This window comes from Devosia sp. LjRoot16 (genome assembly GCF_964252795.1).
Taxonomy (GTDB): domain Bacteria; phylum Pseudomonadota; class Alphaproteobacteria; order Rhizobiales; family Devosiaceae; genus Devosia_A.
Genome location: NZ_CAXUPH020000002.1, coordinates 484193 through 503321 on the forward strand (window position 1 = coordinate 484193; position 19129 = coordinate 503321).

Annotated in this window: 19 protein-coding genes and 1 other RNA gene; 7 read left to right on the plus strand and 13 right to left on the minus strand. The window is 65.7% G+C overall.

Translation table 11 applies throughout. The features are described from left to right. Nucleotides 1-47 precede the first annotated feature (47 nt). From serB to ACSQ23_RS12805, 4 genes are read left to right on the plus strand one after another with little or no spacing between them, the layout of a single operon-like run. Complete coding sequence (gene serB / locus ACSQ23_RS12790) at nt 48-920, plus strand: phosphoserine phosphatase SerB (protein WP_055878485.1); 873 nt, start codon at nt 48-50, stop codon at nt 918-920. Beyond that, a complete protein-coding gene (locus ACSQ23_RS12795; protein ID WP_436090851.1) occupies nt 917-1354 on the plus strand; it encodes a GNAT family N-acetyltransferase in 438 nt (145 codons plus the stop codon). The genes serB and ACSQ23_RS12795 overlap by 4 nt, the downstream gene beginning before the upstream one ends. Beyond that, on the plus strand, nt 1351-1473 hold the full coding sequence (locus ACSQ23_RS12800; protein ID WP_436090852.1) for a hypothetical protein: 123 nt from the start codon (nt 1351-1353) through the stop codon (nt 1471-1473). The genes ACSQ23_RS12795 and ACSQ23_RS12800 overlap by 4 nt, the downstream gene beginning before the upstream one ends. After that, nucleotides 1470-2000, plus strand: a complete 531-nt coding sequence (locus ACSQ23_RS12805) for a GNAT family N-acetyltransferase (RefSeq protein WP_055878489.1) — start codon at nt 1470-1472, stop codon at nt 1998-2000. The genes ACSQ23_RS12800 and ACSQ23_RS12805 overlap by 4 nt, the downstream gene beginning before the upstream one ends. On the opposite strand, the gene ACSQ23_RS12810 is transcribed toward ACSQ23_RS12805, so the two are convergent. The 9 genes from ACSQ23_RS12810 to ACSQ23_RS12850 are packed head-to-tail and all read right to left on the minus strand — an operon-like array spanning nt 1997 to nt 9134. Further along, the gene (locus tag ACSQ23_RS12810; RefSeq protein WP_055878490.1) at nt 1997-3493 is read right to left on the minus strand and encodes a Do family serine endopeptidase; all 1497 of its coding nucleotides are present in this window, start codon (nt 3491-3493) and stop codon (nt 1997-1999) included. The two genes, ACSQ23_RS12805 and ACSQ23_RS12810, sit on opposite strands and share 4 nt — an antisense overlap. A 44-nt stretch (nt 3494-3537) precedes the next feature. Beyond that, entirely contained in the window at nt 3538-3723 is a 186-nt protein-coding gene (locus ACSQ23_RS12815; RefSeq protein WP_055878493.1) for a DUF2065 domain-containing protein, read from the minus strand. Next, entirely contained in the window at nt 3724-4806 is a 1083-nt protein-coding gene (locus ACSQ23_RS12820; RefSeq protein WP_055878495.1) for a protease modulator HflC, read from the minus strand. It abuts the gene before it with no gap. Between the two features lie 3 nt (nt 4807-4809). After that, nucleotides 4810-5931 carry an FtsH protease activity modulator HflK gene (hflK, locus tag ACSQ23_RS12825; RefSeq protein ID WP_055878497.1) on the minus strand — a complete coding sequence of 374 codons (1122 nt, stop codon included), beginning with the start codon at nt 5929-5931 and terminating at the stop codon, nt 4810-4812. Nucleotides 5932-5991: 60 nt separating this feature from the next. Further along, entirely contained in the window at nt 5992-6498 is a 507-nt protein-coding gene (locus tag ACSQ23_RS12830; protein ID WP_248310539.1) for a dihydrofolate reductase, read from the minus strand. Nucleotides 6499-6512: 14 nt separating this feature from the next. Beyond that, nucleotides 6513-6992: a GNAT family N-acetyltransferase gene (locus tag ACSQ23_RS12835; protein WP_055878501.1), complete on the minus strand. Its 480-nt coding sequence runs from the start codon at nt 6990-6992 to the stop codon at nt 6513-6515. After that, the gene (locus ACSQ23_RS12840; RefSeq protein ID WP_055878502.1) at nt 6989-7315 is read right to left on the minus strand and encodes a MazG nucleotide pyrophosphohydrolase domain-containing protein; all 327 of its coding nucleotides are present in this window, start codon (nt 7313-7315) and stop codon (nt 6989-6991) included. Before ACSQ23_RS12840 ends, ACSQ23_RS12835 begins: the two co-directional genes overlap by 4 nt. Beyond that, the gene (locus ACSQ23_RS12845; protein WP_055878504.1) at nt 7315-8343 is read right to left on the minus strand and encodes a DUF4424 domain-containing protein; all 1029 of its coding nucleotides are present in this window, start codon (nt 8341-8343) and stop codon (nt 7315-7317) included. Before ACSQ23_RS12845 ends, ACSQ23_RS12840 begins: the two co-directional genes overlap by 1 nt. Further along, entirely contained in the window at nt 8340-9134 is a 795-nt protein-coding gene (locus tag ACSQ23_RS12850; protein ID WP_055878506.1) for a thymidylate synthase, read from the minus strand. The genes ACSQ23_RS12845 and ACSQ23_RS12850 overlap by 4 nt, the downstream gene beginning before the upstream one ends. A gap of 49 nt (nt 9135-9183) precedes the next feature. Here ACSQ23_RS12850 and ssrA point away from each other — a divergent pair. From ssrA to ACSQ23_RS12865, 3 genes are all read left to right on the plus strand, one after another. Then, nucleotides 9184-9537: a transfer-messenger RNA gene (gene ssrA / locus ACSQ23_RS12855) on the plus strand. Nucleotides 9538-9667: 130 nt separating this feature from the next. Beyond that, nucleotides 9668-10159, plus strand: a complete 492-nt coding sequence (locus ACSQ23_RS12860; protein ID WP_055878507.1) for an SspB family protein — start codon at nt 9668-9670, stop codon at nt 10157-10159. Nucleotides 10160-10166: 7 nt separating this feature from the next. Continuing rightward, nucleotides 10167-10373 carry a ribbon-helix-helix domain-containing protein gene (locus tag ACSQ23_RS12865; protein ID WP_055878509.1) on the plus strand — a complete coding sequence of 69 codons (207 nt, stop codon included), beginning with the start codon at nt 10167-10169 and terminating at the stop codon, nt 10371-10373. On the opposite strand, the gene ACSQ23_RS12870 is transcribed toward ACSQ23_RS12865, so the two are convergent. The 4 genes from ACSQ23_RS12870 to ACSQ23_RS12885 all read right to left on the minus strand — a co-directional run bounded on the left by ACSQ23_RS12870 (nt 10370) and on the right by ACSQ23_RS12885 (nt 19058). After that, nucleotides 10370-13993: an AsmA family protein gene (locus ACSQ23_RS12870; RefSeq protein ID WP_436090853.1), complete on the minus strand. Its 3624-nt coding sequence runs from the start codon at nt 13991-13993 to the stop codon at nt 10370-10372. The two genes, ACSQ23_RS12865 and ACSQ23_RS12870, sit on opposite strands and share 4 nt — an antisense overlap. 146 nt (nt 13994-14139) lie before the next feature. Beyond that, the gene (locus ACSQ23_RS12875) at nt 14140-15141 is read right to left on the minus strand and encodes a CorA family divalent cation transporter (protein WP_055878514.1); all 1002 of its coding nucleotides are present in this window, start codon (nt 15139-15141) and stop codon (nt 14140-14142) included. Between the two features lie 10 nt (nt 15142-15151). Next, a complete protein-coding gene (locus ACSQ23_RS12880; protein ID WP_055878515.1) occupies nt 15152-17998 on the minus strand; it encodes a valine--tRNA ligase in 2847 nt (948 codons plus the stop codon). 367 nt (nt 17999-18365) lie between these two features. Next, the gene (locus tag ACSQ23_RS12885; protein ID WP_436090854.1) at nt 18366-19058 is read right to left on the minus strand and encodes a PopZ family protein; all 693 of its coding nucleotides are present in this window, start codon (nt 19056-19058) and stop codon (nt 18366-18368) included. Nucleotides 19059-19129: the final 71 nt, after the last annotated feature.

A 19129-nucleotide genomic window follows, 5' to 3' on the forward strand; every position in this document is an offset into this window, starting at 1 on the left:
CGCCTTTCCGGGCCCTTGCCCATCCTTTTCAGGCCTTTCTCACGCACATGATGGTTCTCTGCCTCATCGCCAATCCGGCTGACCCTGCAATTGACTCGGCGCTGGTCGCGGCGATCCAGCACGAGACCAGGGGTGAGATCAACTGGCTGCACCAGCGCATCGCCTGTGACATCGAGGCGCCCAAGGCTGCCGATCCGGTCGCTGCAGCGCGCGCCGTCATCGGCAATCGGCCAGTCGACGTAGCGCTGGTCCCGGCGGAAGGTCGCCGCAAGCAGGTGCTGGTCGCCGACATGGATTCCACCATGATCGAGCAGGAATGTATCGACGAGCTCGCCGACGCCGTTGGCATCAAGGCCGAGGTGGCCGCAATCACCGAGCGCGCCATGAATGGCGAGCTGGATTTCGAGCAGGCGCTGCGTACCCGGGTGGCGCTGATCAAGGGGTTGGAACGCACCGCCATCGAGGAGATTCGGCGTGAGCGTATTACCCTCGCACCGGGCGGCCGCGCCCTGATCCACACCATGAAGGCCTATGGCGCCTATACTTCGCTGGTTTCGGGCGGCTTCACCTTCTTTGCCGACTATTTCGGCAAGCGCATCGGCTTTGACGAGGCGATCGCCAACGTGCTCGAGTTCGATGGCGAGCGGCTGACCGGTACGGTCAAGAGCCCGATCGTCGACAAGTCGACCAAGCTGCATCGCCTGGAGGCGCTGGCCGCCGAGCGCAACCTGCCGATGAGCGCGACGATGGCGGTGGGCGATGGCGCCAATGATCTCGACATGATCAAGGCCGCCGGCTTCGGCGTGGCGCTCCATGCCAAGCCGCATGTCGCGGCCGAGGCGGGCATCCGCATCGACCATGGCGACCTCACGGCCCTACTCTACCTGCAGGGCTATACCGATGAGGACATAGTCAGGTGAGGCTGGAGACGGAGCGACTCGTTCTCAGGTCCTGGGAAAGCCGCGATCACGCTTCGCTGGCGGCAGTCCTCGGCGATGCTGAAGTCCGCCGCTTTTATCCCACGGTGGCGACGCCGGAGCAGACCAGGGCGCAGCTGGAGTTCTCGATCGAGAAGCAGGCCGCCATGGGCTTTCATTTCGGCGCGGCCGAGCTCAGGTCGACTGGCCAGTTCGTCGGCCTCGTCGGCCTTGGCTACATTCCCGAGGAAACGCGCGCCGCCATTCGTGGCCAGCCGGCGGTCGAGATCGGCTGGCAGTTCGACAAGGCATTCTGGGGTCAGGGCCTTGCCCCGGAGGGCGCCCGAGCCTGGCTCACCTATGGCTTCGAGACGCTCCAGCTGCCGGAGGTCGTCGCCTTACCTTTGTTGGCAACCTGCCCAGCCAGCGCGTCATGAAGAAGATCGGCATGGTGCGCGATGCGGACGCCGACTTCGAGCACCCGAGGCTTGCGCCAGGTCACCCACTGCGTTCGCACGTGGTGTACCGGATCACCAATCCGGCGCTCGACGCGTGAGGATCGAGACGGACCGTCTGCTGCTGAGACCGTGGCAGGGGGCAGATCACGAAGCATGGGCTGCCATCAACGCCGATCTCGAAGTCCGCCGCTACTACTGGCCGTCGATCCAGAGCCGCAGCGAGTCCGATGCGGTCATCGTGGCCTGTGAGCAAGCGCTGGATGAGCAAGGGTTCGGCTTCGTGGCGGTTGAGCGGCAGGCCGACCATGCGCTGATCGGCGGCATCGGCTTCTCCTGGACCGACGAGGAGATTCCCGGCGGCCGCCAGATCGAGATCGGCTGGATCTTCGGGCAGCAATATTGGGGCCAGGGCTACGCGTTCGAAGCGGCGACCGCCTGCCTTGCCTGGGCTCCCGGCCGGCTGCCCTTGCAGGTGATCGGCTACACCTCCGAGATCAACACCCCGTCGCGACGGCTGATGGAAAAGCTCGGGATGCGGCGGGACCCAGCCGAGGATTTCAACGACATCACCGTGCCGGAGGGCAACCCGCTCCGGCCGCACGTGCTGTACCGGCTGGAACTCTAGCCCAACCGGACGGCGATGAACCGGCTGGTGCCGGTGGGGTCGATCACCTTGAACAGCACCGCCGGACGGCCAGCCTCCTTGGCCTGCCCCACCAGTTCGCTCAGTTCATCGATGGTGCCGATCTCCTTCTGGTTCACCTCGGTGACCAAGAGGCCCGGGATGAAACCCTTCTGATCGGCGTCGCTGCCGCTCTTCACGCTGGTGACGACGATACCGTCCTCCTCCGGCGCAATGCCGAACTCCGCACGCTTGCCCTCGTCGAGCAGCGCCACGTCGAAGCCGACGAGGTCGGGCAACCCCAGCGGCGGCGTCTCCTCCTCGGTGGCGGTCGGCTCCGGCGCCGGCGCAGCCTCCGGCGTCGGCGTTGCCGGTGTATTGTTCTTGGCGATCAACTGCTCGCCGAGTTCAAGGCGGCCCAAAGTGATGCTGAGCGTCTGCTCGGCGCCGTCGCGCAGGATCTTCACCGGCACGGCCTTGCCGACTTCCGTCTCGGCGACGACACGCGGCAGGTCCCGCATGCGGGCAATCGGCTTGCTGTCGAACTCGAGGATGATGTCGCCCTCGACCACCTGCCCCTCGGACGGGCCGCCTTTGGTGACGTCGATCACCAGCGCCCCGGCAGTACTCTTGAGGCCAAGGCTGCTGGCGATGTCCTCGCTGACTTCCTGGATACCGACGCCGAGCCAGCCGCGGCGGGTTTCGCCGAACTCGGCGAGCTGGTCGATCACCGGCCGCGCCAGGTTCACCGGCACGGCAAAGCCGATCCCCAATGACGAGCCGCCGCGGGCAATGATGGCGGTGTTGATGCCGACCACCTTACCGTCCATGTCGAACAACGGACCACCGGAGTTGCCCTGGTTGATCGCTGCGTCGGTCTGGATGAACTGGTCATAGGGGCCGGACTGGATGTCGCGGTTACGGGCGGAGACGATGCCCAGCGTTACCGAGCCGCCAAGGCCAAATGGGTTGCCGATCGCCATCACCCAGTCGCCGACCACCGCGCCGTCGCTGTCGCCGAACTCGACGAACGGCAGCGCATGGCCGGCATCGACCTTCAGCACCGCGAGGTCGGTCTTGTCGTCCTTGCCGACAATGGTCGCCGGCAGGCGGGTGCCGTCGGTCAGGTAGACCTCGATTTCCTCGGCGCCCTCGATGACGTGGTTGTTGGTGACGACGATGCCGTCGGCGGAGATGATGAAGCCGGAGCCAAGGCTGCGCGCCTCCTGCATCTGCTCCTCGCCCAGCCCATTGTTCGGGTTGTGCTCGTCGAACAGTTCCTCGAGCGGCGAGCCATCAGGCAGATCGGGGAACGGCACGCCGCCACCGCCCGGCACACGCCGTGAGGTGCCGATGTTCACCACCGCGGGAGAGAGTTGCTCGGCGAGCGCTGCGACCGATTCCGGGCCCCTCGCCGCCACCGGCGCCGCCTGCGCCGCCAGGGCCAGCACTCCCGCGACGGCCAGAGACCGCAAAACCCGACCGGCAGCACGCATTCACTTCTCCTGCAACGACTCAGCCGCGGCTGCGCATGTCGCAGTCAGCCCCGAAGCAGCCACAAGAGAACAAGTCCGACCCCGGCGCAAGCCAGCGCAGCCGCACGAATGGTTGAAGCTGGCGTCGATTGGATCGACGCCAGCAGCTTCTTCATCTGTTCGGGGAACGCGGCATAGACGAGCCCTTCCAGGACCAGCACGAGGGCCAGTGCCGAGAAGAGCTCGAGCATTTACTGCGCCGGCGCGGCCGGTGCAGGTTCGGCCGAAGCCGGCGTTGCCGGAGTGGTCTCCGCCGGTGCAGCTTCCGTCGGTGCAGCCTCGGCAGGGGCGGTGACCGCGTCGGCGGCAGGCTGGCTGAGGACCGGCGAGTCCACGGGCGGCTCTTCGACCAGCGGCGTCGCCGGGATCGGCGTCGTCGCGGCTTCGGGCGGCGGCGTCACGTTGTCGGGGTTCTGGTTCTGGAAGAACCGGAAGAACTCCGAGTCCGGCGACAGCACCATGGTGGTGCCGTTCGGCCCGAGCGCCGCGCGATACGACTGCATCGAACGGTAGAAGTCGAAGAAGTCGGTGTCGCGGTTATAAGCATCGGCGAAGATCTGCGAGCGCTCGGCATCGCCCTCGCCTCGCAGGATTTCCGCGTCACGGCGGGCTGCCGAGAGAACCTCGACGGCCTGACGATCGGCGATGGCTCGGGCGGTCTGCGCCGCTTCCTGACCACGGGCGCGAAGCAATGCCGCTTCGGCCAGACGCTCGGCCTTCATACGGTTGAAGGTTTCGGCCGAAACGCTCGGATCGAGGTCAGTGCGGATGATGCGCACATCAACCACCTCGATGCCCAGTTGGGCCATATCGGGGCGGATCAGGTCGCGCGCCTCGCGCATCATCTCCGGACGCTGTTCGGACAGCGCCTCGGTGAAGGCGCGACGACCGTAGACCTGGCGGAGCGCCGCGTCGAAACGGGTCGACACACGATCCTCCACCACGCGCAGTTCGCCCTGCGCGCGGGAGCGGAACAGCCGCGGGTCGGCGATGCGGTAGGTGAGGTAGGCGTCGACGATGTAGAACTTACCGTCCGACACCTGCACCGTCATGTTGGCGGCGTCGTAGCGCAGCAGCCGGTCTTCGATGATCTGCACCGTGTCGACGAAGTTGGTCGGGATCTTGAAATAGAGACCCGGATCCGTCTTCACGTCGGTGATCTGGCCGAAGCGCATGACGATGGCCTGTTCGCGCTCGTTGACCACGAAGATCGACGACACGAAGATGTACAGCAGAGCGACGACGGCAATGCCGAGAATAACAAGTCTGTTCATGGCTTACCTCGGCGTCGCGTCGGCGGGGACGGGCGTGGTGTTGAGTGTCGAGTTCGGCCGGATCTCCGGCAGCGGCAGGTAGGGCACAACGCCCGATCCGGCGCTCTTGTCGACGAGCACCTTCTCCGAACCGCCCAGCACCTGCTCCATGGTTTCGAGGAACAGACGCTTGCGCGTCACTTCGGGGGCCTTGGCGTACTCGGCGTAGATGGAGAGGAAGCGAGCCGCCTCACCTTCTGCTTCCTGCACGACACGGTTCTTGTAGGCGGCCGCATCTTCGCGGACCTGTGCGGCCTGACCTCGAGCGTCACCCAGAAGCGTGTTGGCGTATTGCCGCGCTTCTTCCTGGAAACGGTCTTCGTCCTGTTCGGCACGCTGCACTTCGTTGAAGGCGTCGGCCACTTCAGTCGGCGGGGCCGCCTGCTCGATGGCGATCTGCGACACCGTCACGCCCATGCTGTAGCTCTGGACGATCGACTGTACGATACCGCGCACGTCGTTTTGGATGCCGGCGCGATCGTCGCGGAACACGTCCTGCGCCGGACGGCGGCCGACGATTTCGCGCATCGCGCTTTCGCCGATCGAGCGCACCATGTCGTCGGGATCGCGGACGTTGAACAGGTAGGCTACCGGGTCGGTCACCGACCACAGCACCGAGAACTTCACGTCGACGATGTTCTGGTCGCCCGAGAGCATCAGCCCTTCGTCAGACTGCGTGCGCGTCGAGCCGACAGATCCGATCTCGGTGCGGTTTTCCGTACGCGGCGCCCGCTCGACGGTCTCGATCGGCCACAGCGCGAAATGCAGGCCGGCCGGAACGCTTTCCAGCGGCTGGCCGAAGCGGAGCTTTACCGCCCATTCCTGTTCCTGGACGGTGAACACCGAGTTGGCCACCCAGAACGCGCCGAGCGCCAGGACGACGCCGATGATAGTCCAGCGCCCACCGGGGATCCCACCCTGAAAACGGTCGCGACCGCGGGACAGAAGTTCTTCGAGGTTGGGCGTACCACCGCCCCGGCGGCCACCGCCGCCACCACCGCTACCCCCACCACCCGGCGTCTGACCCCAGGGGCCGCCGTTGTTGGAGTTGCGGCCTCCCCCGCCCGTATTGTTGTCCCAGGGCATACGCCACCTTTCAGCCGGATTATCGATTGCCGCCCTATATAGGCAAGCGCTCCCCTGCGATCAACGTGCAGCGGGTTCACGCCGACGATAGACTTTTACCGTGAAGTCGGCGCTATCGCGTTCGGTGCGCAACAGTTCAGGCTCGGCTTCTACTTCCCATTGCTTGGGATCGATCAATGGAAAGCGAGCATCGCCAGAGGGTGAGGCCACCACATGTGTGACGTAAAGTCGCTCCGCCAACGGCATGGCCTCACGATAGATTTCGCCACCGCCACCGATCATGACTTCGTCAACGCCGTTGGCAGCAGCGATCTGCCGTGCGTGGTCGAGGGCCTCGGCAAGACTGTGGAACACCAGTACACCGTCCGGCAGGTAGCCCTGTTGTCGCGTCACCACGATGTTGGTGCGGCCGGGCAGCGGTTTGCCGATGCTCTCGAAGGTCTTGCGGCCCATGATCAAGGGCTTGCCCATCGTGGTGCGCTTGAAATGGGCGAAATCGGTCGGCAAACGCCAGGGGATCGCGCCATCCGAGCCGATGATGCCGTTCTCGCCGATCGCTGCGATCATCGCCACCGGGACGCTCATGGCGCACCGAGCCGCGCCAGCGCATCACCATCGACGCGAACCTTGGTCCACTCGTCCTGCATGACGCCACCCTGCGATTTGTAGAACTGGATCGATGGCTCGTTCCAGTCGAGCACCCACCACTCGAACCGGCCGAGCCCCTCGCGCACGCAGCGCTGCGCCAGATTGACCAGCAAGGCCTTGCCGACGCCCAGCCCGCGCGCCTCGGGGTCGACGAACAGATCCTCCAGCCAGATGCCGTGGCGTCCCTGGAAGGTCGAGTAGGTGTAGAACCAGAGCGTGAAGCCGACGGGTTTGCCCGCCCACTCGGCGATCTCGCAGAACACCTTGGGGTCGGCGCCGAACAGGTCGCGCAGGATGTCGGCCTCGGTGGCCCTGGCCTCATGCGACAGCTTTTCGTATTCGGCCAGCGCCGCGATGAAGCGGATGATCAGCGCGGCATCATCGGGCGCCGCGCTGCGGATCACGAGGCTCATCGGGCGGTGTCCAGACGCTTGAGATGGGCGAACCACTTGCGCTCGAGAGCGGCCTCGACGTCGATCTGGTTATGCCGGCAGAACAGCAGCACCTGGGCCAGGAGATCGGCCGCCTCGTCCTCCAGCGCCGTTCGGATGGCGGCTGCCGAGCGCTCGCCGACACGGCCACGGCCGGTACTGCGCAGATGCTCGGCGACCAGTTCCCCGGCCTCTTCCTGCAGCTTCAGCGCATACCAATCGGCATCGCGGCGGATGTCGCAGCGCTCGGCATAGACGGCGGAAACCTGCTCCACCCGCTCGGTCAGTTCGGTGATCGTCGCCATCAGCCGACGTTGGGTTCGGGGTTCTGCCGGTTGAGGATCAACACCTCGAGCTCCCGGTTGTAAGGCGGCCACCAGTCCTTGGCCTCCATCTCGAAGGTCGTCGGGCCGGTCTTCTTGACCTCGCCATCCCAGCAGAACGACACGAGGTTCTGCGGCAGCACCTTGTCGATGGTCAGGTGGAACTTGCCGACCGGACCCGCCCAGTTGGCGCCGGTCGACCAGATGTAGCTGACCCAGCTCTCGGTGAACGGCGCGCCATAGGGTTCGTCGGGGTTCGGCAGGGTCTTTTTGACGGTGTTGATGAAGCTGTCGTCGGTGCAGTACTTGCGCTTGTACTCGACCGCTGGATCATAGCCCTCGTAAGGCGGCGACAGGAAGGTCACGGCCACGGTGCCGCCGACGCTCGGCTTATACTGGTGCTCGACCGTCACGGTCTCGCCGGCCGGGAAATGCGCTTCCCAGCTATAGGTCGAGCGCAGCGTCCATACCGGCCAGTATTCGGTATGCATGCCCTGCCCCTGGTCGAACTCCATCGGGATCACCAGGGCGCGGTGCAGCAACTCTTGCTTGGTCGCCTCGTCGAGGGCATTGATCGCCTTCACCGTCGCATCGCCATAGGGCGTCAGCGGCAGGCCGAGGTCGGTGAGGTACTGCGTGTAGTCGATATTAGTGGCGAACACATACTGGTGCAGCTCGGCCGAAACCGGCTCGCCGTTCACCAGCGTCTCGAAGCCGAAGATGTTCTCGGGGTCCTCGGTGGGGATCGCCACCATGAAATCCCCGTCGCCGGTGATGTCGGGCATCGGGAAGGCCACCAGCGCGTCGGTATCCTCAGCCCCCTCGTTGCGGAACTCGTACTTCACCCGGACCTGCTCGGGCGAGACGTAGAGGTCCTCGCTCAGCATCTTCACATCGTCGGTCTGGACGAACACTAATCCGCCGGCGCCCAGCGTCGACATGGTGTCGTTGGCAAGCGTCGGCGCCGCGGCAAGGGCGGCGAGCATGCAGGCGATCGACAGGATCCTCATACGGCGATCTCGGCCTTGATGGAGGGGTGTGCATCATAGCCGGTGATCATGAAATCCTCGAACTCGAAATCGAAGATATCGCGCTTGTCGGGGTTGATGGTCAGCCGCGGCAGCGGCCGCGGATCGCGGCTGAGCTGCAGCCGGGCCTGGTCGAAATGGTTGTGGTAGAGGTGGAGATCGCCGAACGAATGGACGAACTCGCCGGGCTTCAGCCCGGTCACCTGCGCCATCATTTCAGTCAGCAATGCGTAGGACGCGATGTTGAACGGCACGCCCAGAAAAAGGTCGGCAGAGCGCTGATAGAGTTGGCAACTGAGCTTGCCGTCGGCGACGTAGAACTGGAACAGGCAGTGGCACGGCGGCAGCGCCATGTCGTCGACCTCAGCCGGGTTCCAGGCGGTGACGATATGGCGGCGCGAGTCGGGTTTGGTGGTGATCGACTTCACGACATTGGCGATTTGATCGATGGTGCCGCCGTCGCCATCCGGCCAGCTGCGCCACTGCGAGCCATAGACCGGCCCGAGATCGCCGTTCGCATCGGCCCATTCGTCCCAGATTTTGACGCCGCGCTCCTGCAGCCAGCGCACATTGGTCTCGCCGCGTAGGAACCAGAGCAGTTCGTAGACAATCGACTTGATGTGCAGCTTCTTGGTGGTCAGCAGCGGAAAACCCTTGCCGAGGTCGAAGCGCGTCTGCCGGCCGAACACCGAGCGAGTGCCGGTGCCGGTGCGATCGGGCCGATCGGTGCCGTTGTCGAGGACGTCGCGGAGAAGGTCTAGGTATTGGCGCATCCGTTCAGCTTACTGCGATTCGGAGGCGCTCCGACCGGCTTCCACAGGGCCGTTTGCATCACGCGCCCGTCGCGCCTATATAGGGCTTGCCGGCAACGGCTATGGCGATAAACGGCTAGCGTAATAAACCTATTGGACCCGGGGGCAGTGCCCGGCGTCTCCACCAGAACTCCCCGTCGTGGCGGGCTCATGGGGACGAAACAGGATCGACAAGGGCGTAAAGGTTAGACTTTTGCTCGGCATGGTACCACCGATATCGGGCCATCCTAATAGTTGCCAACGACAACTATGCTAAGGTTGCTATCGCTGCTTAATGCGGCGCCGGCACCTGAACTAGAAGTCCTCCGGGCCTAGCAGTCCGACAGGCGGGGTTCGCAGGCACCTGGCAACAGAAGCCTGCACTTCCCTCACTCCTCCGACATCCACATGAGCGTCCCGACGTCGCGGACCGCCGTTTCGGTTTTGCCTTGAATTGTGCGCCTCGCAGCGGTGATATGGACCCTTACGGGGATTCCCCCGCACGCAAGGACGATATGGCTGAAGACCTGATCCGCTACGATATTCTGGCCCAGGAAGCGCTGCGCGGCGTTGTGCGCAAGGTGCTGTCCGAAGTGGCGCGGACTGGCCTGCCCGGCGACCATCACTTTTTCATCTCCTTCGTCACCAAGGCGCCCGGAGTTCGGATGAGCCAGCGGCTGCTCGAGCAGTACGACAAGGAAATGACCATCGTGCTGCAGAACCAGTTCGGTGCGCTCAGGGTCAGCGAGACCGGCTTCGAGGTCGAACTCTCGTTCGACGGGCGGCCGGAACTGCTGGCGATCCCGTTCTCCGCCATCAAGGGTTTCTTCGATCCTTCGGTACAGTTCGGCCTGCAGTTCGATGTCGAGCGGGTGGCCGGTGAGGACGCCGAAATCGAGCCCGAGACGGCCGACGAACCGCATGCGGCGGCACCGGCGAAACCTGCCGCTGCTCCCGAAGCGCAGGGCGAAAAGGTCGTGAGCCTCGACAGCTTCCGCAAGAAGTAACGGCGCGGTGGAGAAGCGCTCGCTGACCATTGCCGGGCACCGCACCAGCATCGCCGTCGAAAGAGAATTCTGGGCCGGGCTCGAAGCGATGGCGCTGGCGGGCGGCAAATCAATTGCCGCAGTGATCGCCGAGATCGATCAGGAGCGCGAAGCGCCAAACCTCTCGTCGGCGGTGCGGCTCGCGGTGCTCGCCTGGTACCGCGACCGCGGTTAGTTCCCCAGCCCGATATCCATCGGTCGGTTGAACTCTTCGAGCGCCTTGCGCAGGTCTTCCTCGTCCTTTGCCTTTTTGGCCGCTTCCTCGTCGGCAGCCTTTTTGGCGGCAGCCTCCTCTGCCGCTTGTTGGGCCGCAGCCGCTTCGGCGGCCTTCCTCGTGGCGGCCTCGTCGGCAGCCCGGATAGCGGCAGCTTCGGCGGCGAGCCGAGCCTTCTCGGCTTCTTCGGCCTGGCGGCGCGCCTCGTCCTCTTCGCGCAGCTTTTCGAGCCGCGCCACTTCGGCCTCGTAAGCCTTGACCATGATGGCGTCGACCAGGCCCGAGACGTCGAAGGTCCGCTCGGGCGCCAGCAACGTGCCGCCGAGCCTCGCGGCGACTCGGGCCGAGCCGGTGGCAACCAGCGCTGCCGGCGTCACTGTCGTCGGCGCGATGGTGTAATCCCCGCCGAGCCCGAGATCGCTGAGGTGGAGCGAGCCGCTGCCGAACACCTGGCCACCCTCCCCTTCGATCGACAGGTTAGGGCTGCGCAGCACGCCGCCCGCGATATTGAAGCTGCCAGTCACCTGCGGGGCGAGGAATGGTCCATCATCGAGGCGATCCTCGATCAGCGCGCTCAGTTCTTCCGGCTGCATCTCGAGCACCTTTTCAGCGTTGGCCACCTGGCTCAGCGCCTGCGGATCGAGCCGCTCGATCTTCAGCCCGCTCACCGTGTAGGTCCCCTCACCGGTCAGCGCGCCGATGACGCCGGCGACGGAGCCGCCAGTGCCGTCGAACCGGCCAGAGGCATCGAGTGTGCCGCCGAGGGCGTCGGCGACCAGCGGCGGCGCGATGTCGTCGAGCGAGACCCCGATCAGCGAGATCCGTCCGGTGACCTGTTTGTCGGTCAGCGGCCCCGAGCAGCAGACCGCGAGCTCGAGGCCGACCGAGCCGGTGCCGAGCTTGCCGGTGAGCCCGCGAAACCGCGTGGTAGTGGCATCCCAATCGAGATCGAACGCGAGGTCCGTGACCAGCGGCTTGCCGGCTATCGCCAGCGCCGGAGCGGTGATGGAAACGCGCCCGGTGGTGGCGCGCGCGCCGTCGCCCGTGGCAAGCGGCCCATCCGGCCAGAGGCCGTTGCCGGAGAGCTGCGAGGCCGGCCCGGTGAGGGTTTGCAGCAGCCCGCCGATGTCCAGCCGTCCCGCGGCAATACTGCCGCTGACCGCCCGGGTGGCGCCACGGCTCGCCAGCTTCAGGTTGCCGGTGAAGCTCTCCGCGCCGGAGGTGCCGGTGATGTCGGAAAGCTGAACGTCGGAGAAGCCGGTGAAATCGACCCGCGCGGAAGCCGCTATCGCCGGCAGCGAGACGCCGCCCGCCCCCAGCCAGTCGGCAAAGGCGGTGGGATCACCAAGCGTCGCCTTGATAGTGCCTTTGCCGCTATAGGCCGCCGGATCGGTGACCACGAGATTGCCGGAAAAGCCAAGCGAGTCGCCGCCGCCTTCGACCAGCACGGTGGTTTCAAGGCTGTTGGCGATGTTGCCATCGATAACACCCACCAGGTGCACCGGCTCGCCCACGCCGAACAGGCTGACCTCTCCGAGACCCAGTTGCGCGGTCATGGCGGTCGAGTCGGCTGACTTCATATCGAGCCGAAGCTTGACCGGTCCTGATAGCGCACGCAGGAAACCGGCCTGCAATTCGGCGTCGGCGGCGACTTCGGCAGTGCCCAGGCGGCCGGAGATCGCAAGGCTTTGTGCTCCGTCACCGCTTGGCGCATCGAGGCGCAGTGCCAGGTCGGCGGGTAGCGACGGGGTGAGAAAACTCTCGATGGCCGGCGATGCGCCGATCGCCTTGTAGAAGCTCGCCAGCGCCGGGGCATCGGCGGAGGTCACCGTGAGCGTGCCTGAGCCGGAGAGTTCCGGTTTGGTGATCGAGCCGAAGGCGGTGAGCGAGGCCTTGAACCTGGCGCCCCCGAGATCGCCGGCGGAAATGTCGTCCACCACCAGCACGCCACCGTCCCACGAACCGCGAGCCGAGAGCGCCCGGCCGTTGAGTCCGCCCAGCGTCATGCTGTCGGCGACCAGCTCGAACTCGCCCTTTGGGAAGCTCGCCGGGAATGCCGCATCGGCACTGAGATCGGGCAGCAAGGCGAGCAGCGCGGCACTGCGCGCCGCGTCGAGCTGCCCCATATCGGCGGTGATGTGGAGGTCCGGCGTGGCGCCCAGCCCGAGCTGCGCCGAAAAGGACCGCGCCTCGCCGTCGAGTTCGACCCGCCCGTCACTGACCGACAGCGTCTCGCCGACCAGGTCGACCCTGGCTTCGATCGATCCCGGCATGCCGAACAGCGGGTTGCCGTCAGCCGGCTTCCGCCACAGCGTAGTCAGCGCGTCGAGCCGCTGCGACTGCAGCGACAACGTGCCGGAGAACTCCGGGCGGCCGGTCTCGGTGGTGACGTCGCCACTCAGCGATACGCGCGTGTCGCCCGGCAGGATTCCCGTCAGCCCGCGGACCGTCCAGCCGCCCGCATGGGCGGTCGCATCCAGCCGGACGTTGCGGAGAGAGAACGCCCGGAGGTTCACTTCGGACACATCGAGGCCGATGGTGCCCGGGATGCCGGGGGCAGCGGGGAGCGGCAGTTCGCGCAGCAGCCGGACCAGCTCATAGGGCTCGACCGCCTGCTCCGCCGTCGCGTCGCGCGGCGGCAGCGCCAGCAGGCCACCCGAAATCACCGCGTTGAAGGCCATGCCGCGCCCCAGCGTCACGTCGGCGGCGCCAAGCAGGCGCGTCGCGGCGCGGTTCTCGTCGGGGATCACCACATAGTCGGAGAGCAGCACCTTGCTGGGGCTGGCTTCGATCTTGCTGGTCATTACCAGGTCGCCCTGCCCTGCATCCTCGGCCCCCGCCTTGGCCGGCCTCGGCGGCGGCTGCCGGTAGGTCATGGTGCCGGTGAAGCCCGGCGTCAGCCCCGGGGTCAGGAAGCCCTCGGCAGCAAGAGTGAAGCGCTCGTCCGCCGGCCTCAGGGTCATGGCGAGCGACCCGCCGCCCTCGGCGTCGAGCTGACCGGTGGTGACGCGCAGCGCATAGACGGCGCCATCGACATTGCCGGTGCCCTGGAACGAGAACGGGCCGCGCAGCGCCTCGAGCTTCAGGTCGCCGGCGACGTTCGAGGCGATGTAGGTCTCGCCGGCCCGCGCGTCGTGCAGCTTGACGGTACCGCCGCTGACCACGGCGTTGGCGACGGAAATATTGCTGCTCACTGCCTTGGCGAGCGCGATGCCCGCATCCACCGAGCCATCGGCCGCAACGTCGATCGACACGGTTGGCCCATCGAGCTGCAGCTCAGTGACGTTGTAGCGATCGCGCAGGAAATCAATCAGCGAGAAATCCGCCTCGACCCGCTCGACCGTCAGGTTCGGCGCCTCAGGCGGCCCGGCGCTGACATTGGAGAAGGTCAGCTTCGGCTGCGGCAGCAGCGAAAACGACACATCGCCTTCGATGCGCACGGGCGTCCCCAGCACCTCCCCGGCGATGGCGGCGAGACGGTCGCGATACTGCCCCCAGGGAATGAAGCTGGGCACGACAAAGGCTGCGGCGAGCAGCAGGATCGCAATGACGCCGACGACGATGTAAAGCCGATTGAGCACGGGGGCCGGTGAATCCTTGCAAAAGTGCAGCAGAGTTTAGGCAATGGCTGCTGCCGCGTCACGCGCCGAACAGCAGGTCTCTGTCATTATCGCTGCGCTGAAGGCATCCGGTCAGGCCCGGGCGAAAGGTGAGTCCCCTTAGGGGTCTACATCCATTTCTTCTTGCGCATGAATAGGTAGATGGCGACCCCGAGCACGCAGAGGAAGCCGGTCACGATCCAGAACGCATAGGGGCTGTCGTGGAACGGGATGCCTTCGACGTTCATGCCGAGGATGCCGCTGATCACGGTAAGCGGCATCAGCACCACCGTCGCCGCTGCCAACAGCAGCATGGTCTGGTTCATCTGCTCGGCGCGGGTATCGAGCAACTGCTCGTGCACCAGCACGGCGCGCTCGGAAAGCGTCTGCATTTCGTCGCCGAGCCGGGCCGTGCGGGCCGCCGCCTCGCGCAGGCGGACCCGGTCGCGGGCAGTGAAGAAGCTGAGGTCTTCGATTTCGAGCGTCGTCAGCACGTCGCGCTGCGGCCAGATCAGGCGGCGCATGTTGATCAGCGTGCGGCGCAGATGCGCCAGCCGCGAGCGGGTGTCGCCGGCACGGTTCATCATCAGCATCTCCTCGATGCTGTCGAGGCTGTCGCCCATCCGCTCGATCAGCGGCTCAATCCGGTCGGCGGCGCGGAGCGCCAGACGGGCGACGAGGTCGGCAGGCGACACCGGCGCGTGGTGCGTCTGCTGCCATTGGGTGATGCCGAGGAACTCGACGATGTTGAGCTCGGAGGCGATGATGACCCGCCCCTTCTCGATCCACAGCGTCAGCAGCTGCCGGCCGACATCCTCAGGATCGGCGCCGGGCCGGGCAACGCGCAACACCACCAGCGCCCGATCATCGAGCACGGTGCAGCGGCTGCGGGTCGACGGCACGGTGATGAGGTCGGCGTTGAAATCGCCGAGCTCGCGCTTCAGCCAGACCTTGAACTCCGGCGCCCGCGAGTTGCCCGAGATCAGCGCAAAGCCCTTAGCCGGGGTGGCGAACGTCGCCTCCTCGGCCTCTTCGAGCTTGCGCACCCCGCCGCGGCCATCAAACTGGACGATAGTCATCCAGTCCTTGATCGGCTGGCGCTGGTTGCTGGCCGGCATTGTTTCGCCCATGGAGGCTCCGTTAGCTCAGGCGTGACAGAGCCTCGGTGAGGCGGGCACGGCGATCCTCCGCCTCGGCGCGGCGGCTGCGCTGTTCTTCGATCACCTCTTCGGCGGCCTTGGCAAGGAACTGCTCATTGCCCAGTTTCTTGTCGATCTTGTCGATCTCGACCGTCTCCTTGGCGATGTCCTTCTTCAGCCTACCGCGCTCAGCATCCAGATCGATGACACCGGCGAGCGGCAGCACGAAAGTGGCTTCGCCGAGGACCAACTGGGCGGAATCGCGCGGCACATCCGAGGTGTAGTCGACGCTCTCGAGCCGGGCGAGCCGGGTCAGTGCCGAGAGATTGGCCTCGACGCGGATGCCGGTCGTCTCCCCGGCCCCAACCACCAGCAGCTTCACCTTGGCGCCGGCCGGGACGTTCATTTCCTGGCGGACCGAGCGGATGCCGGAGATCAGCGACACCAGCCAATCGAGCTCGGCCTGCGCCTCGGGATCCTCGAGGCCGGCCAGTTCCGGCCATTCCGAAATGATCAGCAGCTTTTCGCGCGCCGGGCCGCTCTTGCCGGTCTCGGCCCACAGCTCCTCGGTGACGAAGGGCATGAATGGGTGCAGGAGCTTCAGGATCTGGTCGAGCGCGAAGGCCGCCGTCGCCTGGGTCTCGGCCTTGGCAGCCTCGTCCTCGCCGGTGAACACCGGCTTGGCCAGCTCGATGTACCAATCGCAGAAGGTGCCCCAGACGAAATCATAGGCCGCATTGGCGGCTTCGTTGAAGCGGTAGTCGTCGAGCGCGGCGGTGACGCTGGCCACGGCGCGGGCAGTCGAACCGACAATCCAGCGGTTGATGGCGAGGGCGTTCTTTTTCGGATCGAACCCTTCGACCCGGACGCAGCCGTTCATCTCGAGGAAGCGCGCGGCGTTCCAGAGCTTGGTGACGAAGTTGCGGTAACCCTCGACGCGGGAAATGGCGAGGCGCATGTCGCGGCCCTGCGCTGCCATGGCGGCCAGCGTAAAGCGGGTGGCGTCGGCGCCGTATTCGTCGACGAGGCTCAGGGGGTCGATGACGTTCCCCTTGGTCTTGCTCATCTTCTGGCCCTTCTCGTCGCGGACCAGCGCATGCATGTAAACGGTGTGGAACGGCTCGGTGCCGGTGAACTCCAGCCCCATCATCATCATGCGGGCGACCCAGAAGAAGATGATGTCGAAACCGGTGACCAGCACGCTGGTCGGGTAGTACTTCTTGAGCTCAGGCGTCTGGTTCGGCCAGCCCATGGTCGAGAACGGCCACAGCGCCGACGAGAACCAGGTATCGAGCACATCTTCGTCGCGATGCAGCGGCACCTTGCTGTCCGAGAGCTCGGCGAACGGATCGCGGTGCTTGCGCATGTTCCAGGTGTCGGCGTTCAGCCGGTCGCGCTGTGTGGTGTCGAAGCCGGTGACGGCCTTGGCATAGTCAGGCGCGGTGGCGCCGCCCTGATAGACCTCGATCTTGCGCGCGCCGTAGTAGGCCTGGGCGAGCTTGACCGCCTCGGCCTCGTTGTCGGCGACAAAGCACTTGAGGCCGGCATCGCGGTTGTTGAAATCCGGATCGGTGCTGAGCCGCGGGCCATACCAGGCCGGGATCTGATGGCCCCACCAGAGCTGGCGCGAAATGCACCAGGGTTTGATGTTCTCCATCCAGGCGTAATAGGTGTTTTCGTAGGCCTTGGGGACGAACTTGGTCCGCCCCTCCTTGACCGAAGCAAGCGCCGGCTCGGCCAGGATGTCGGCCTTGACGAACCACTGGTCGGTGAGGAACGGCTCGATGACGATCAGCTTCGACTTTTCGTCGTAGGGGACCATGATCTTCTTGTCGTCGACCCAGACGAGCACGCCCGAAGCCTCGAGCTCGGCAATGATCTTGGCGCGCGCGTCGAACCGGTCAAGCCCGCGATATGCCGCCGGCACGGTGTTGTTCAGCGTGGCCGTGGTGGTGAAGATGTTGATCGGCTTCAGGCCGTGGCGCTGGCCGACTTCGAAGTCGTTGAAATCATGCGCCGGGGTGATCTTCACCGCGCCCGAGCCGAGCTCGGGGTCGGCATACTCGTCGCCGATGATCGGGATGCGGCGGCCGACGAGCGGCAGGATGACGTGCTTGCCGATCAGGTGCTTGTAGCGCTCGTCCTCGGGATGCACGGCGACCGCCACGTCGCCGAGCATGGTCTCGGGACGGGTCGTGGCGACAGTGATGGTCTCCTCGCTCCCCTCGATCGGGTAGCGCAGGTGCCACATCTTGCCGTTGGTCTCGATGTTCTCGACTTCGAGATCGGAGATGGCGGTTTCGAGGCCGGGATGCCAGTTCACCAGGCGCTTGGCGCGATAGATCAGGCCCTTCTCGTAGAGCGTGACGAACACCTTGCGAACGGCCTCGGAAAGCCCCTCGTCCATGGTGAAGCGCTCGCGCGACCAGTCAGCGGAGGCGCCGAGGCGGCGCAGCTGGTTGAGGATGGTGCCGCCGGACTCGGCCTTCCACTCCCAGACGCGCTCGAGGAACTTCTCGCGGCCCATCTCGCGACGACCGGGCTGCTGGCGTTCGGCCAGCTGACGCTCGACGATCATCTGGGTGGCGATACCGGCGTGGTCGGTGCCCGGCTGCCACAGCACGTCCTTGCCGCGCATGCGCTCGAAGCGGATCAGGATATCCTGGATGGTGTTGTTGAGCGCGTGCCCGATATGCAGCGAGCCGGTGACATTGGGTGGCGGAATGACGATCGAGAAGCTCTCGGCGCCAGGCTTGGCCCCTGCCCCAGCCTTGAAGGTGCCGGCCTTGTCCCACTGCTCGTAGATGCGGGTCTCGACGGCGGCGGGGTCGTAAGTCTTCTCAAGCATCGGTGGTTTCCAACGGCAAACGGCCCGCGCGCACCAAAGCGCCGGCGGGCCCCAGAACTCAGTGGCTAGGTCTAAAGCAAAGGCGTGAGGGGGAAGTCAACACAAACGCATGTGGTGACGCTGTTCTGCCATGCAAGGGACGACTGAGAGAGACGGCCCCCTCCCTCGCCATTCGAGCGTAGCTCTCATGGCCTTCTCGCCTCAAATCGCTCCACTGGAGCGATTTGCCCTACGGGACTGCTCGAAGTCCCCCATGAAGGGGGAGGTGAAGAGTCGGGGTTGTGGCTTGATCGAGCCCCGCTCGCCGGCGGAGCACCTCCCCCATCATGGGGGAGGATGGGAGGGGGCCGTCTGCTTCAGGTGACGTCTATTTGCCGCCGCGCGAAACCCGGGCGATTTCCTTTTCGACCATCCGCTCGACCACCGAAGGCAGGTTCTCGTCCAGCCATTCCTTCAGCATCGGGCGCAGCATCTCGCGCATCATGTCTTCGATGGTGACGCCACTGCTAACGGTCGACAACCCGGAGAGGCGGGCAAAGGTGCTCTTCACCGCCGACTGGGTGGTCGGCTCGAGCAACTCCTCGGCGAGATCGGCAGAAAGCGACGGATCCGGCATCGGCGCGGCGGCGGCAACCGAGGCGGCCGGCCGTGGCGCCGGGCGCTCGTAGGCGGGAGCGGCGGCGCGTGGCGGCGGGGCGAACACCGGAGCCGGAGCGGGCTCTTCTTCCTGCTCGAAGGAGATGTCGTCGGGGTCGATCAGCGTCGCGTCCAGTTCCGGCGCCGGGGCGCTGCCGCCCAACAGTTCGGAGAAGCTGAGGCCAGGCTTGGCGCCGTCCTCGGCTGCGGTGTCGCGCAGGATCTGCTCGGACGAAAGCGCCAACGGCTCGGGTTCGGGCTCGACGGGACGCGGGGCCGGCTGCGGTACGAAGCTGCGGGCCGGTGCAGGCGCCGGCATGACCGGCTTTTTGGGCGCCGCCCCGGCATCGTCATCGGCGATGATCTGCCGGATCGAGGACAGGATTTCGTCCATCGAGGGCTCTTTGGGCGCCGGCTTGTTCATAACTGCCTCACATTACCCGCCAGATACGCGGCCGCACTTTGGGCGGATTCGGCGACATGACCGAATCAACT

Excerpts from the sequence above, each read along its gene's own strand:
- ACSQ23_RS12830 (WP_248310539.1), bottom strand. The coding sequence starts at position 6,498 with ATGATCGCAGCGATCGGCGAGAACGGCATCATCGGCTCGGATGGCGCG.
- ACSQ23_RS12845 (WP_055878504.1), bottom strand. The coding sequence starts at position 8,343 with ATGAGGATCCTGTCGATCGCCTGCATGCTCGCCGCCCTTGCCGCGGCG.
- ACSQ23_RS12860 (WP_055878507.1), top strand. The coding sequence starts at position 9,668 with ATGGCTGAAGACCTGATCCGCTACGATATTCTGGCCCAGGAAGCGCTG.
- ACSQ23_RS12840 (WP_055878502.1), bottom strand. The coding sequence starts at position 7,315 with ATGGCGACGATCACCGAACTGACCGAGCGGGTGGAGCAGGTTTCCGCC.
- hflK (WP_055878497.1), bottom strand. The coding sequence starts at position 5,931 with ATGCCCTGGGACAACAATACGGGCGGGGGAGGCCGCAACTCCAACAAC.
- serB (WP_055878485.1), top strand. The coding sequence starts at position 48 with ATGATGGTTCTCTGCCTCATCGCCAATCCGGCTGACCCTGCAATTGAC.
- ACSQ23_RS12810 (WP_055878490.1), bottom strand. The coding sequence starts at position 3,493 with ATGCGTGCTGCCGGTCGGGTTTTGCGGTCTCTGGCCGTCGCGGGAGTG.
- ACSQ23_RS12885 (WP_436090854.1), bottom strand. The coding sequence starts at position 19,058 with ATGAACAAGCCGGCGCCCAAAGAGCCCTCGATGGACGAAATCCTGTCC.
- ACSQ23_RS12800 (WP_436090852.1), top strand. The coding sequence starts at position 1,351 with ATGAAGAAGATCGGCATGGTGCGCGATGCGGACGCCGACTTCGAGCAC.
- ACSQ23_RS12815 (WP_055878493.1), bottom strand. The coding sequence starts at position 3,723 with ATGCTCGAGCTCTTCTCGGCACTGGCCCTCGTGCTGGTCCTGGAAGGG.
- ACSQ23_RS12875 (WP_055878514.1), bottom strand. The coding sequence starts at position 15,141 with ATGGGCGAAACAATGCCGGCCAGCAACCAGCGCCAGCCGATCAAGGAC.
- ACSQ23_RS12850 (WP_055878506.1), bottom strand. The coding sequence starts at position 9,134 with ATGCGCCAATACCTAGACCTTCTCCGCGACGTCCTCGACAACGGCACC.
- ACSQ23_RS12880 (WP_055878515.1), bottom strand. The coding sequence starts at position 17,998 with ATGCTTGAGAAGACTTACGACCCCGCCGCCGTCGAGACCCGCATCTAC.
- ACSQ23_RS12820 (WP_055878495.1), bottom strand. The coding sequence starts at position 4,806 with ATGAACAGACTTGTTATTCTCGGCATTGCCGTCGTCGCTCTGCTGTAC.
- ACSQ23_RS12835 (WP_055878501.1), bottom strand. The coding sequence starts at position 6,992 with ATGAGCCTCGTGATCCGCAGCGCGGCGCCCGATGATGCCGCGCTGATC.